The sequence below is a fragment of the Actinoplanes sp. NPDC051861 genome (assembly GCF_040681145.1).
In the GTDB taxonomy this organism is placed as follows: Bacteria; Actinomycetota; Actinomycetes; order Mycobacteriales; family Micromonosporaceae; genus Actinoplanes.
In genome coordinates this window covers 148547-161047 of sequence record NZ_JBFAYE010000005.1, presented here as the reverse complement: position 1 = coordinate 161047, position 12501 = coordinate 148547, and the positions used below count along the sequence as shown (strand labels likewise).

General features: G+C 72.0%; 12 protein-coding genes. 9 read left to right on the top strand and 3 right to left on the bottom strand.

Annotated features, from left to right (window positions below):
• Positions 1–11 precede the first annotated feature (11 nt).
• Positions 12–599 (top strand): SMI1/KNR4 family protein, encoded by a 588-nt coding sequence (locus tag AB0M02_RS17615; RefSeq protein ID WP_364227879.1) that lies wholly within the window; start codon positions 12–14, stop codon positions 597–599.
• Between the two features lie 36 nt (positions 600–635).
• Here AB0M02_RS17615 and lepB read toward each other — a convergent pair whose 3' ends face one another.
• Positions 636–1127, bottom strand: coding sequence for a signal peptidase I (gene lepB / locus AB0M02_RS17610; RefSeq protein WP_364227876.1), 492 nt, complete (start codon positions 1125–1127; stop codon positions 636–638).
• Between the two features lie 185 nt (positions 1128–1312).
• On the opposite strand from lepB, the gene AB0M02_RS17605 reads away from it, so the two are divergent.
• From AB0M02_RS17605 to AB0M02_RS17575, 7 genes are all read left to right on the top strand, one after another.
• On the top strand, positions 1313–2623 hold the full coding sequence (locus AB0M02_RS17605) for an AfsR/SARP family transcriptional regulator (protein WP_364227873.1): 1311 nt from the start codon (positions 1313–1315) through the stop codon (positions 2621–2623).
• Positions 2624–2797: 174 nt separating this feature from the next.
• A complete protein-coding gene (locus AB0M02_RS17600) occupies positions 2798–3241 on the top strand; it encodes a formate dehydrogenase subunit gamma (protein WP_364227871.1) in 444 nt (147 codons plus the stop codon).
• Positions 3238–4779 (top strand): NADH-ubiquinone oxidoreductase-F iron-sulfur binding region domain-containing protein, encoded by a 1542-nt coding sequence (locus AB0M02_RS17595; RefSeq protein ID WP_364227868.1) that lies wholly within the window; start codon positions 3238–3240, stop codon positions 4777–4779. Before AB0M02_RS17600 ends, AB0M02_RS17595 begins: the two co-directional genes overlap by 4 nt.
• Positions 4776–7547 (top strand): formate dehydrogenase subunit alpha, encoded by a 2772-nt coding sequence (fdhF, locus tag AB0M02_RS17590; protein ID WP_364227865.1) that lies wholly within the window; start codon positions 4776–4778, stop codon positions 7545–7547. Before AB0M02_RS17595 ends, fdhF begins: the two co-directional genes overlap by 4 nt.
• Before the next feature lie 3 nt (positions 7548–7550).
• Positions 7551–7757, top strand: coding sequence for a formate dehydrogenase subunit delta (locus AB0M02_RS17585; protein WP_364227862.1), 207 nt, complete (start codon positions 7551–7553; stop codon positions 7755–7757).
• Between the two features lie 12 nt (positions 7758–7769).
• Positions 7770–8588, top strand: a complete 819-nt coding sequence (locus AB0M02_RS17580) for a TIM barrel protein (protein ID WP_364227859.1) — start codon at positions 7770–7772, stop codon at positions 8586–8588.
• 27 nt (positions 8589–8615) lie between these two features.
• On the top strand, positions 8616–9515 hold the full coding sequence (locus tag AB0M02_RS17575) for a 2-hydroxy-3-oxopropionate reductase (protein WP_364228280.1): 900 nt from the start codon (positions 8616–8618) through the stop codon (positions 9513–9515).
• Here the strand turns inward: AB0M02_RS17575 and AB0M02_RS17570 are convergent.
• Positions 9495–10772 (bottom strand): molybdopterin molybdotransferase MoeA, encoded by a 1278-nt coding sequence (locus AB0M02_RS17570; protein WP_364227856.1) that lies wholly within the window; start codon positions 10770–10772, stop codon positions 9495–9497. The genes AB0M02_RS17575 and AB0M02_RS17570 overlap by 21 nt on opposite strands.
• The gene (locus AB0M02_RS17565; protein WP_364227853.1) at positions 10769–11014 is read right to left on the bottom strand and encodes a DUF6457 domain-containing protein; all 246 of its coding nucleotides are present in this window, start codon (positions 11012–11014) and stop codon (positions 10769–10771) included. The genes AB0M02_RS17570 and AB0M02_RS17565 overlap by 4 nt, the downstream gene beginning before the upstream one ends.
• Before the next feature lie 100 nt (positions 11015–11114).
• Between AB0M02_RS17565 and AB0M02_RS17560 the strand changes: the two genes are divergently transcribed.
• Positions 11115–12485: an MFS transporter gene (locus AB0M02_RS17560; protein ID WP_364227850.1), complete on the top strand. Its 1371-nt coding sequence runs from the start codon at positions 11115–11117 to the stop codon at positions 12483–12485.
• Positions 12486–12501 lie beyond the last annotated feature (16 nt).

Here is a 12501-nt window from a genome sequence, read left to right as displayed (position 1 = left end):
CGGGGGCACCGATGAACTGGGTGGAACGAATCATGGAGGCGGTCGGCAGCCGCCGCGCCCCGGACGGCCCCGGGTGGGAGCAGGTGGAGGCGCAGCTGGGTGTCACGCTGCCGGCTGACTTCAAGGAGCTGAGCGCGCGCTTCGGGGACGGTGCGTTCTCGGACTACCTGAGTCTGCTGCAACCGGATGCCGGCAGCGTGACGCCGTTGTTGTCGATGTGGTCCGCGGCCCTCAGCCAGACGAGATCGGATGAGCTCTGGGCCCAGCGGTACACCCCCTACGCGGTCTACGACCCGGACACCGGGCGGGGGCTCATTCCGTGGGGATCCGACATCATCGAGGGCGGCTACTACTGGTTGGCGGACCGTTCGGTGCCCGCCGAGCAGTGGCCGGTGGTCGCGCAGAAGGAGGGCGAGGCGTGTCTGCGGTTCGACATGCCGGCGGCTGAGTTCGTCCACCGGATGCTCACCGATCCGGAGTTCAAGCCGTTCACCGTGGCCGATCCGCCGCGGCTGCCCTTCTGGGTCCCGCCGGACGCGCCGTACCCGCTCAGCGCCGCCGAGCGGGAGGCGCTGAGCAGCCCGAACCGGGCGGGCTGAGCCGTGACGACGGGTGGCTCAGAAATGAGCCACCCGTCAGTTCTCGACCACACCGATCACTGTGGTCAGCGACAGCGGGCCGTTGTGTGCGGAGTCGTTGGCCTGGGCCCGGTTGTCGCCGAGCAGGAAAACGTGTCCGGCCGGCACTGTGAGCAGGTCGAAGGCGGGCGGCGGCTCGCCCTTGTCGGCGAGGTACGGCTCGCTCAGAGCGGTGCCGTTGTGCAGCACCCGGCCCGTCGTGTCGCAGCAGCTGACGGTGTCGCCGGGCACCGCGATCACGCGGTAGATCCGGGGCGGATCGCCCGCCGAGCCGCCCCAGCTGTCCGGCGCCTCGAAGACCACCAGGTCGCCGGTATGCGGCTGGTACTCGCCAGGTTCGACCATCTTGGCCGTCACCACGTCGCCCACGGCGAGGGTGGGCTCCATCGCCACCGAGCTGATCCGGTAGTCGTTCCGATCGTCCGAGCCGCACGAGGCGGTGGCCAGCAGTGCCAGGGCGAGCACAGCCGTCAGAGAAGTCGTTCGCACGGGCCGATCGTCGCATTCCCGGCCGCCGATCGGAGGACCGTGACAGCGCAGCGTTCTGCCGCCATTTTCTGTTACTCGAAACGGCCGCCGAAACGGTTGATAATGCTCACTGCGCGATTACCGCCATTCGCGTTGATCTCTCCCGCCCGGCTCCCTAGCGTAAGGGCCGAACAAGGGGGAGATAGATGTCCATCGAGGTCCGTCTACTCGGGCCGGTGGAGTTACGGGGAGAGGACGGTCCGGGAGATCCGGGACCGGCCAGACGGCGCGCCGTGCTCGCGGCGCTGGCCCTGGAAGCCAACCGGCCGGTGACGCTGCACCGGCTCACCGAGCTGCTCTGGGCGGGGTCGCCGCCGGCGTCCGCGGTGGCGAACATTCGCAGTCACGTTGCGAAGCTGCGCCGTACGCTCGGTGGCCGGATCGTCTCCCGGCACGGCGCCTACCAGGTGAACCTGGCGCCGCACGAGCTGGACGTCACGGAATTCCGCCGCCTCGCCGGCCGGGGGCGCGACGCACTGGCTCGCGGCGAGTCCGGCCCGGCCGAATCGGACCTGGCGGACGCTCTGCGGCTGTGGCGCGGCCCCGCCGGGCACGGGATGCCGCGCGGTGCCGCCCTCGACGTGCTGCTTGCCGGGTTGGAGGTCGACCGCCTGCGCACCCTGGAGGACCTCGTCGACGCGCGGCTGCAGCGCGGGCACACCGGGGAACTGGTGACCGTGCTGCGCGAACATCTGGCCGCCCACCCCTTGCGGGAACGAGCCTGGGCGCAGCTGATGCTGGCCCTGTACCGGGCCGGCGACCTCGGTGCGGCGCTCGCCGCCTACCGGCAGGCGCAGGCCGTACTGCATGCCCAGCTCGGCATCGACCCGAGCAGCGAACTCGCCGCATTGCACGTGGCGATGCTGGAGCGGGCGCCCCGCCTCGACCTGCGCGCACGGCCACCGCGGCCGGTCGGCGGGCCGGCCGGCGCGGAGGTGCCCCGGGAACTGCCACCGGATCCGGTACTGCGCGGACGGTCGGCCGAACTCGCGGCGGTACTGGCGGCCGCGCAACCCAAGGCGGTCGGCCGGGTGGCCGCGGTGGTGGTGCACGGTCCGCCGGGCAGCGGCAAGACGGCCCTGGTCACGCGGGCCGGGCATCGGCTGGCGGACGCGTTCCCGGACGGGCAGATCTTCGCCGAAGCGGGGCCGGAGGTCTCCGCCACCGACCTGATCGCCCGCGTGCTCCGGGCGCTCGGGGTGCCGGCCGGTGAGGTGCCCGAGCGGGCCGACGAGCGGGTCGGCCGGTACCGGTCGCTGCTCGCCGCGCGCCGGGTGCTGATCGTCCTGGACGGCGCGGCCGGCAGCGAACAGGTGCGGCTCCTCATCCCGGCCGCGGCCGGCTCGGCGCTGCTGGTGACGAGCCGCGACCCGTTGCACATGCCCGAACGCGTGCGGCACGTCGCCCTGGGCGAGCGGCGGTCCGGGCCGTCACTCGAGGCCGGCATGTCGGCGTAGTACCCGGTGCGGCCCCGTCCAGCATCAGCTCAGCGATCCGGGTGGCCTACAGAACTCTCTCCTGCAGCATTGCATACGATATTCAGAAGCCAGTATGGTGAGGGCCTGAGTCGATCGCTGTGGAGTGGAGGCGGGATCGTCGTGGTCAGTCCTGGCACTTCGGTAACGGATCGGGTGCGAGCGCTGGTCGCGGCGCATCGCGGCGACCGCGGCGCGTTGATGCCGATCCTGCATCGCATTCAGGCCGAGTTCGGCTACGTCGGCCCCGACGTCGTGCCGGTGCTGGCGGCCGAGCTGAACATCTCCCGCGCCGACGTGCACGGCGTGATCACCTTCTACACCGACTTCCGGTCCGAGCCGGCCGGCGCGACCGTGCTGAAACTCTGCCGGGCCGAGGCGTGCCAGTCGGTCGGCGCGGAGGAACTGGTCGCCCACGCCGAGCAGGTCCTGGGGATCAAGATCGGTCAGACCACCCCGGACGGCTCGGTGACCCTGGATCAGGTGTTCTGCCTGGGCAACTGCGCGCTCGGCCCGGCCGGTCAGGTCGACGAGAGGGTGCGGGGCCGGCTCACCCCGGCCCGGCTGGACGCCCTCCTGGCGGACGGGGCGAGCCGATGACCGTCACGGTCTATGTGCCCCGGGACTCGGCCGCGTTGTCCCTCGGTGCCGACGAGGTCGCCGACGAGCTCCTGGAGGCAGCCGACCGCCCGATCCGGATCGTCCGCAACGGTTCGCACGGCATGCTCTGGCTGGAACCGCTGGTCGAGGTGGTCACCGAGCGCGGCAGGATCGGATACGGCCCGGTCGAGCCCGGGGCGGTCGGGGATCTCGTCGCGGCGGGGATGCTCGACGGCGCAGACCACGAGCTGTGCCAGGGTGTGGTGGCGGATCTGCCGTGGATGCGGGACCAGACCCGGCTCTGTTTCGCGCGGGTCGGGGTGACCGATCCGCTCTCACCCGAGGACTACGTCGCCCATGGCGGGCTGACCGGGCTGCGCCGGGCGTTGGACCTGCCCCGGGCCGACGTCGTCGCCGAGGTCACCGAGTCGGGACTGCGCGGCCGCGGTGGCGCGGGCTTCCCGGCCGGCATCAAGTGGAAGACCGTCGGGGACACCCCGGGCGCGCTGAAGTTCGTCTGCTGCAACGCCGACGAGGGTGACAGCGGCACGTTCGCGGACCGGATGCTCATGGAGGGCGACCCGTTCACGCTCATCGAGGGGATGACGATCGCGGCATGGGCGGTCGGCGCGACCGAGGGCTACATCTACATCCGCTCGGAGTACCCGGATGCCGTACGCACCGTGCGCGAGGCCATCGACGTGGCCCGCGGGCAGGGCTGGCTGGGCGACGACATCCTCGGCTCCGGGATGCGGTTCGACCTGTTCGTCCGGGTCGGCGCGGGCGCGTACATATGCGGTGAAGAGACCGCGATGCTGGAGAGCCTGGAAGGCAAGCGCGGCATGGTCCGCGCGAAACCCCCGATCCCGGCCATCACCGGCCTGTTCGGCAAGCCGACCGTGGTCAACAACGTGCTGACGCTGGCGTCGGTCCCGGCGATCCTGGCCGGCGGCGCGGCGGCGTATCAGGCGCTGGGCGTCGAGCGGTCGCGCGGCACCCAGGTGTTCCAGCTGGCCGGCAACGTCGCCCGCGGCGGCATCTTCGAGACCGCGTTCGGAATGACGCTGCACGAACTGGTCAACACCTACGGCGGGGGCACGCGCAGCGGCCGCCCGGTCCGCGCGGTGCAGGTCGGCGGGCCGCTCGGGGCCTACCTGCCGGCGACCGGCCTGGACGTGCCGATGGAGTACGAGGCGTTTGCCGCCGCCGGAGCGATGCTGGGCCACGGCGGCGTCGTGGTCTTCGACGACACCGTGGACATGGCCGCGATGGCGCGATTCGCGATGGAGTTCTGCGCCGAGGAGTCCTGCGGCAAGTGCACGCCCTGCCGCGTCGGCGCGGTGCGCGGCGTGGAAGTGATCGACAAGATCCGCGCGGGACAGGACCCGGACGGGAACCTCGCCCTGCTCGGTGATCTCTGCGAGCTGATGACCGAGGGGTCGCTGTGCGCGATGGGCGGACTGACTCCGATGCCCGTACGCAGCGCCCTGCTGCACTTCGCCGATGACTTCGGCCCGAACGGAGGAGGCCACCGATGAGCCTGCTGAAGGAACCCGACCTCGGCACTCCGGCCCGGCCCGGCCCGGCGACGGTGTCGCTCGAGGTCGACGGCCTGCCGGTGACCGTGCCCGAGGGCACCTCGGTGATGCGTGCGGCGGCATCGTGCGGGATCGACGTGCCGAAACTCTGCGCCACCGACAGCTTGGAAGCGTTCGGCTCGTGCCGGCTCTGTCTCGTGGAGATCGACGGCCGGCGGGGGACCCCGGCCTCCTGCACGACACCGGTCACCGACGGCATGCGGGTGAGCACCCAGTCGCCGAAGCTGGAGAAGCTGCGGCAGGGCGTGATGGAGCTGTACATCTCCGATCACCCGCTGGACTGCCTCACCTGTTCTGCCAACGGCGACTGCGAGCTGCAGGACATGTCCGGCACAGTCGGTCTGCGGCAGGTCCGTTACGGGTACGACGGCGCGAACCACCTCGACGAGAAGACCGACACCAGTAATCCGTATTTCGACTTCGACGCCTCCAAGTGCATCTCCTGCTCCCGGTGTGTACGGGCGTGCGGCGAGGTGCAGGGCACCTTCGCGCTGACCATCGAGGGGCGCGGGTTCGGCTCGAAGGTCTCGGCCGGCGGCACCGACTTCATGAGCTCGGAGTGCGTCTCCTGCGGCGCCTGCGTGCAGGCCTGCCCGACGGCGACGCTGCAGGAGAAGTCGGTGATCCAGCTCGGGATGCCGAGCCGCAGTGTGATCACCACCTGCGCGTACTGCGGGGTCGGCTGCTCGTTCAAGGCCGAGCTGCGCGGCGCCGAGCTCGTCCGGATGGTGCCCTACAAGGACGGCGGCGCCAACGAGGGCCACTCCTGCGTCAAGGGCCGGTTCGCCTTCGGTTACGCCACCCACCCGGACCGGGTGCTCACGCCGATGATCCGCCCGACCATCACCGACGAGTGGCAGCCGGTCGACTGGGACACGGCCATCGCCTACACGGCGGCCAGGCTGCGCGACATCCAGTCCCGGCACGGCGTCGCGTCGATCGGCGGCATCACCTCCTCGCGTACCACCAACGAGGAGGTCTACGTGGTGCAGAAGATGATCCGGGCCGCGTTCGGCAACAACAACGTCGACACCTGTGCCCGGGTCTGTCACTCGCCGACCGGGTACGGCCTGAAGCAGACCTTCGGCACCTCGGCCGGCACCCAGGACTTCCGCTCGGTCGCCAAGTCCGACGTGATCATGGTGATCGGCGCCAACCCGACCGACGGGCACCCGGTGTTCGCGTCCCGGATGAAGCGCCGGCTCCGCGAGGGCGCCAAACTGATCGTGGTCGACCCCCGCCGGATCGACCTGGTCCGGTCGCCGCACATCGAGGCGCAGCACCACCTGCAGCTCGCGCCCGGCACCAATGTGGCGGTGGTCAACGCGCTGGCCCACGTCGTGCTGACCGAGGGGCTGGTTGACCGGTCCTTCGTCGACGAGCGCTGCGAGGACTTCGACGACTGGGCCGCGTTCATCGCCCGGCCGGAGAACAGCCCGGAGGCGGTCGAGGAACTGACCGGTGTGCCGGCCGAGGAGGTGCGGCAGGCCGCGCGCCTCTTCGCCACCGGCGGCAACGCCGCGATCTACTACGGTCTCGGCGTCACCGAGCACAGCCAGGGCTCGACCATGGTGATGGGCATGGCGAACCTGGCCATGGCGACCGGCAACATCGGCCGCGAGGGCGTCGGGGTCAACCCGCTGCGCGGGCAGAACAACGTGCAGGGCTCCTGCGACATGGGTTCCTTCCCGCACGAACTGCCCGGTTACCGGCACGTCTCCGACGACGTGGTCCGCGGGGTGTTCGAGAACATGTGGGGGAGCACCCTGCAGGCCGAGCCCGGCCTGCGGATCCCCAACATGTTCGACGCCGCCGTCGAGGGCAGTTTCCGGGCGCTCTACGTGCAGGGCGAGGACATCGCGCAGTCCGACCCGAACATCAAGCACGTGCACGCCGCGCTGGCCGCGCTGGAGCTGGTCGTGGTCCAGGACCTGTTCCTCAACGAGACGGCCAAGTTCGCCCACGTGTTCCTGCCCGGCACGTCGTTCCTGGAGAAGGACGGCACGTTCACCAACGCCGAGCGGCGGATCAACCGGGTACGCCCGGTGATGGCGCCGAAGACCGGCAAGCACGAGTGGCAGATCGTCGCCGAGATCGCCGAGGCGATGGGCTACCCGATGCGGTACGACGACCCGAGCCAGATCATGGACGAGATCGCCGCGCTCACGCCGACGTTCGCCGGTGTCTCCTTCGACAAGCTCGACAAGCTCGGCAGCGTGCAGTGGCCCTGCAACGACGCCGCTCCGGAGGGCACGCCGATCATGCACATGGACGGTTTCGTCCGGGGCCGGGGCCGGTTCGTGCAGACGCCGTTCGTGCCGACCCGTGAGCGCAGCACCCGCAAGTACCCGCTCATCCTGACCACCGGCCGCATCCTCAGCCAGTACAACGTCGGCGCCCAGACCCGGCGGACCGCGAACGTGGCCTGGCACCCGGAGGACGTCCTGGAGATCCATCCGCACGACGCCGAGGACCGTGGCATCAGCAACGGCGACGAGGTCGTCCTGACCAGCCGGGTCGGCGCCACCACCCTGCGCGCGGTTCTCGCCGACCGGATGCCGGTCGGCGTCGTCTACACCACCTTCCACCACCCGGTGACCGGTGCCAACGTGGTCACCACGGAGAACTCCGACTGGGCGACCAACTGCCCGGAGTACAAGGTGACAGCCGTCCAGGTCGGTCTCAAGAGCCCGGCGATGGCGGGCTGAGCGATGTCGCCGCAGGTCCGGATGATCAACGACATCGCCGCCCAGTTCCGGCACCAGGCGCCGGACGCGGCGGCGGCGGCCATCGCGGAGCACATCCGGGCGTTCTGGGATCCACGGATGCGCGCCGAACTGGCACGGCGGGTCGAGGCCGAGCCGGAGGCCCTGGACCCGCTCGCCCTGGCCGCCGGCCGGCTCCTGACAACCATGTGAGAAGGAGGGCCCGTGCCCACACACCACCTCCGCTACGACGTGAACTGCTCGATCCTGTTCACCGAGCTACCCCTGCTGGAGCGGCCGGCGGCGGCGCGGGCGGCCGGTTTCGAGGCGGTCGAGTTCTGGTGGCCGTTCGACGAGGCGGTGCCGCCGGCGTCCGACGTGGACGCGTTCGTCGGGGCCGTCCGCGACGCCGGCGTGCAGCTCGTCGGCCTGAACTTCTTCGCCGGCGACATGCCCGGCGGCGACCGGGGAGTGGTGTCCTGGCCGGCGCGCTCGGCCGAGTTCCGCGACAACGTCGACCTGGTCGCGACGATCGGCGCCGCCACCGGATGCCGGTCCTTCAACGCCCTGTACGGCAACCGGATCGCCCACCTGTCCCGGGATGTGCAGGACGAGACGGCGGTGGCGAACCTGGCCTTCGCGGCGACGGCGATGGCGCGGATCGGTGGCGCGGTGCTGGTCGAGGCGGTGAGCGGGCCGCATCCGTACCAGTTGCGCACCGCGGCCGACGTCGTCTCCGTGCTGGACCGGGTGCGGGCCGAGCGCGGGGTGCGGAACCTGGCCTTCCTCGCCGACCTGTACCACCTGACCGTCAACGGCGACGACGTCGCCAAGGTCCTCGCGGACCACACCGACCGGATCGGGCACGTGCAGATCGCCGACGCGCCGGGCCGGCACGAACCGGGTTCCGGCGACATCGACCTCGACGGCTACCTCAGCCAGCTCGAACAGGCCGGCTACGGCGGCTGGGTCGGCCTGGAGTACGTCCCGAGCGGTCCGAGCGGGCTGAGCTTCGACTGGCTGCCCCGGGACCGCCGCGCCTGAGCCCGATCCGCACAACGAAGGGAACCGCTGACAATGACGACCGTGGGTTTCATCGGTCTGGGCATCATGGGCGGCCCGATGGCCGTCAACCTGGTCAAGGCCGGGTTCGACGTCATCGGATACGACGTCACCCCGGCTCGCGTGGCCCTGCTGGCCGAGACCGGTGGCCGGGCCGCCGGCGGCATCGCGGAGGCGGTGCGGAAGGCGGACATCGTCGTCACGATGGTCCGCGACTCGGCCGACGTCGAGGCGGTCGCGCTCGGCGAGCAGGGCATCCTGGCCAACGCCCGGCCGGGCCTGCTCTACGTCGACACCAGCAGCATCTCACCCAAGACGTCCCGGGACGTCGCCGAGGCGGCCGTGGCGCACGGGGTACGAGTACTGGACGCCCCGGTCAGCGGTGGAGAGGCCGGCGCGGTCGAGGGCAGTCTCTCGATCATGGTCGGCGGCGGCGCCGAGGACTTCGAGGCGGCGCGCCCGGTGCTGGAGGTGGTCGGCGCGACAGTGGTCCACGTCGGCCCGCACGGTGCCGGCCAGACGGTCAAGGCGGCCAATCAGCTCATCGTGGCCGGCACCATCGAGCTCGTCGCCGAGGCGATCGTCTTCCTCGAGGCCTACGGGGTGGACACCGAGGCGGCGGTCCGGGTGCTGGCCGGTGGCCTGGCCGGCAGTCGCATCCTGGACCGCAAGGCGGCCGGGATGCTGGCCCGGCGCTTCGAACCGGGTTTCCGGATCGACCTGCACCACAAGGACATGGGCATCGTCACCTCGGCGGCCCGGGAAGCCGGTGTGGTCATCCCGCTGGGGTCGGCGGTCGCGCAGTTGATCGCCGCGCTGAAGGCGCGGGGCGACGGCGGCCTCGACCACAGCGCCCTGCTGAAGCTGGTCGAGCAGCTCTCCGGCCGCTCAGCCACCCACGCCGGGTAGCGGCAGCAACTCGGTCGTGCCGCCGGTCCAGCCCGGCGGCACGACGGCGAGCGCGTCCGCCCCGGCGGCGCCCCACAGCGAGCCGGGCCGGTCGTGACCCACGGGCACGGCCGTCGACCCGGTCCGGGTCACCGGAACCAGCCGGGTGTCCCGCTCGTGCGGCGTCACCGGAAGCAGCCGGGTATCGCGCTCGTGCCGGGTCACCGGCCCGCTCACCGGCCCGCTCACCGGCCCGCTCACCGGCCCGCTCACCGGCCCGCTCACCGGCCCGCTCACCGGCCCGCTCACCGGCCCGCTCAGCGTGGCGGTCAGCACCGGCGGTTCGGCACGGCCGGCCAGACGGCCGGCCAGCGGGTACAGCAGGGTCAGCGCGGCGACCAGCGCCGCGAACGGATTACCGGGCAGGCCGACGACGAACCGGCCGTCCGGCAGCACCGCGAACAGCTGCGGATGGCCGGGCCGGCACGCGACGCCGCGGACCGGAACGCGCGCGGACAGGGTGCCGAGGGCCCCGCGCAGGTGGTCGGCGGCGCCGGCCGAAGTGGCACCGCAGACCACCAGCACGTCGGCGTCCGCGCGCCGCAGGGCGTCGACCAGGACGGCGGGCTCGTCGGTGACCCGGGTCTCCCAGACCGGCTCGGCCCCGGCCGCCCGGATCAGGCCGGGCAGCATCGGCCCGATGGCGTCGCGGACCTGCCCCGGCGCCGGGATCCCGCTGCGGCGCAGCTCGGCACCGGTGACCACGATCCCGGCGCGCGGACGGCGGTGCACTGTCAGCGTGTCGTGCCCGAGGCTGGCGGCCAGCCCGAGCACGACTGAGTTGACCACCGTGCCGGCCGCCAGCACCTCCTGGCCGGCCGGGCAGTCCTCGCCCTGCCGCCGGATGTGCCGGCCGGGAGCGATCTCACCGGTCACCGTGCCGCCCGTCCGGGTGGACCGCTCGTACGGCAGCACGGCATCGGCACCGGCCGGCACCACCGCGCCGGTGCCGATCTCCACCGCGTGCCCGGGGGCCAGCGGCGCGGGCGGCTCCGGGTCGCCGGCCATGATCCGCCCGGCGATCTCCCACGGGCCGTGGCCGGCCACGGCGAACCCGTCCATGGCGGCGGCGTCATAGGCCGGTAGCGGGGAGAGGGCGATCAGCGGTTTGGACAGCGCGGAGCCGGCCGCCTCGCTGAGCGGCACCTCGACCGCGGGAAGCGGGCGGCCGGCCTCGCGGGCGCATCGCCGGGCCTCGTGCCAGCCGGTGGCGCTCACCGGCCGGAGTCCCGCCCGGGCCACTCCTGGGCGAGTCTGGTCAGTTGCTCGGCGGCCTCGGCGGGGGTGGCGCCCCGGCCGACGACCACGCCCAGCAGGAAGGTGCCGAGCGGTGCGGCCGGCCGGGTGACCCCGTGCGCGACGTCGCGGGCGACGTCCAGGATCAGCCGCTGGTCGAGCACCGCCGGGTCGAGGCCGAGCTCGTCGATCGCCCGGCCGGTCCAGTCGTCCAGCACGCTCATACCCACTCCTCGTCATCGCCCGAACCTGGACAGTAACCCGTCGCATCGTGGAGAATATGCATCCTACATACTGTATACGATGGTCGGTCGGAGGTGCCAGATGACGGATTCCAGCAACGACACGACAGTACGCGAGGTCGGGGACTTCTACGGCCGTCGCTATCGGGTCGGTGAGAGCGACCGGGTCCTGCTGGGACGGTCGCGCGGGTGGATGGCCGGGCTGCCCTGTGCGGCGATGCTGGCGATCAGCCTCTTCCAGTACGGGTACGGCGCGGCCCTGCCGACCCTCGTCGAGGCGAACGGCTGGAGTGTGTGGCAGGCGTTCGGTGTGCTCGGGCTGTGGGTCGTCGCGCAGGCCGCCGGGTCGCCACTGGGAGGATGGCTCTACCAGCGGCAGCGAACGCGGCTGGCCGTACCCATGCTGATCGGTGCGGCCTGCTGCCTGATCGCCCTGGTCTCGCTGGCGCACAGCGACCAGATCCGCACCGTGCTGCTGGGGTATTCGGTGCTCGGCGGCCTCGGCGCCGGCCTGGTGTACATGACCTGCGTGGCCACCGTCACCGAGTGGTTTCCCGAGCGGATCGCCGGGCGGGTGGCGATGGTCGGTGCGGCGTTCGGCTACGGTGCGATCCCGTTCGTCGTGGTCGCCGGCTACGTCCTCAGCCCGGCGAACCGGACGGCGGTGCTGGACGCCGCCGCCGTGGTCGTCTTCGCCGTGGTGGCGACCTGCGGGCTGCTGATGCGCAAGCCGCCGAGGAACTGGTGGCCGGCCGAGATCGACCCGCAGCACTGGGCCATCTACCGGCGGCTCAACCGGAGCATCCCGCACAACCGTCCCGCCGTCCGGCCCTATCCGCCGCAGGCGGCGATGCGCAGCGGCATGCTGCCGATGATGTTCGTGGTCGTGGTGCTCGCCGCGGCGATGGCACTGTTCGACATCGCCTACCTCGCCGGCACGGCACACACCCGGGAGCTGGCGGCCTCGGTCCTGGTCGCGGCGATGAGCGCGCTGGCCGCCGGCAACGGGATCGGGCGAGCGGTGACCAGTTCGCTGTCCGACCGGATCGGCCGGCGCGGCACCCTGGGCCTGTCCCTGCTGGTCGGCGGGGCGGCCCAGTTCGGCCTGCTCGCGGCGGCGGCGAACGGCAATCATCCGGGCGCGCTGGTGTGCTTCGCCGCACTGGCCGGCGCCGGCGCCGGGGCGGGCTACTCGCTGCTGGTCAGCCTGGTCCGGGACTGGTTCGGCAACGACGCGACGGTGGCCAACTACGGGATCGTCTACAGCGGCAAGGCGGTCGGGGGAGTGGCCGGCATCGTGCTCGCCGGGCAGGTCGTGACCACCCCGGACTCCGTCGTGCCGTTCGTGGTCGCCGGCTGTCTCGGCCTGCTCGGCGCGGTGCTGACCCGCTGGATGCGCCAGCCCGGCCTGGCCCTGCGGCCGCTGTCGACGCTGCCGGTGGGCCGGATCTGATCAGGAGGGTGGTGGC

What these genes read in the sequence shown, in the direction of transcription:
- AB0M02_RS17615 (WP_364227879.1), top strand. Translation starts at nt 12, where the DNA reads ATGAACTGGGTGGAACGAATCATGGAGGCGGTCGGCAGCCGCCGCGCC.
- AB0M02_RS17605 (WP_364227873.1), top strand. Translation starts at nt 1,313, where the DNA reads ATGTCCATCGAGGTCCGTCTACTCGGGCCGGTGGAGTTACGGGGAGAG.
- AB0M02_RS17560 (WP_364227850.1), top strand. Translation starts at nt 11,115, where the DNA reads ATGACGGATTCCAGCAACGACACGACAGTACGCGAGGTCGGGGACTTC.
- AB0M02_RS17585 (WP_364227862.1), top strand. Translation starts at nt 7,551, where the DNA reads ATGTCGCCGCAGGTCCGGATGATCAACGACATCGCCGCCCAGTTCCGG.
- fdhF (WP_364227865.1), top strand. Translation starts at nt 4,776, where the DNA reads ATGAGCCTGCTGAAGGAACCCGACCTCGGCACTCCGGCCCGGCCCGGC.
- AB0M02_RS17595 (WP_364227868.1), top strand. Translation starts at nt 3,238, where the DNA reads ATGACCGTCACGGTCTATGTGCCCCGGGACTCGGCCGCGTTGTCCCTC.
- AB0M02_RS17565 (WP_364227853.1), bottom strand. Translation starts at nt 11,014, where the DNA reads ATGAGCGTGCTGGACGACTGGACCGGCCGGGCGATCGACGAGCTCGGC.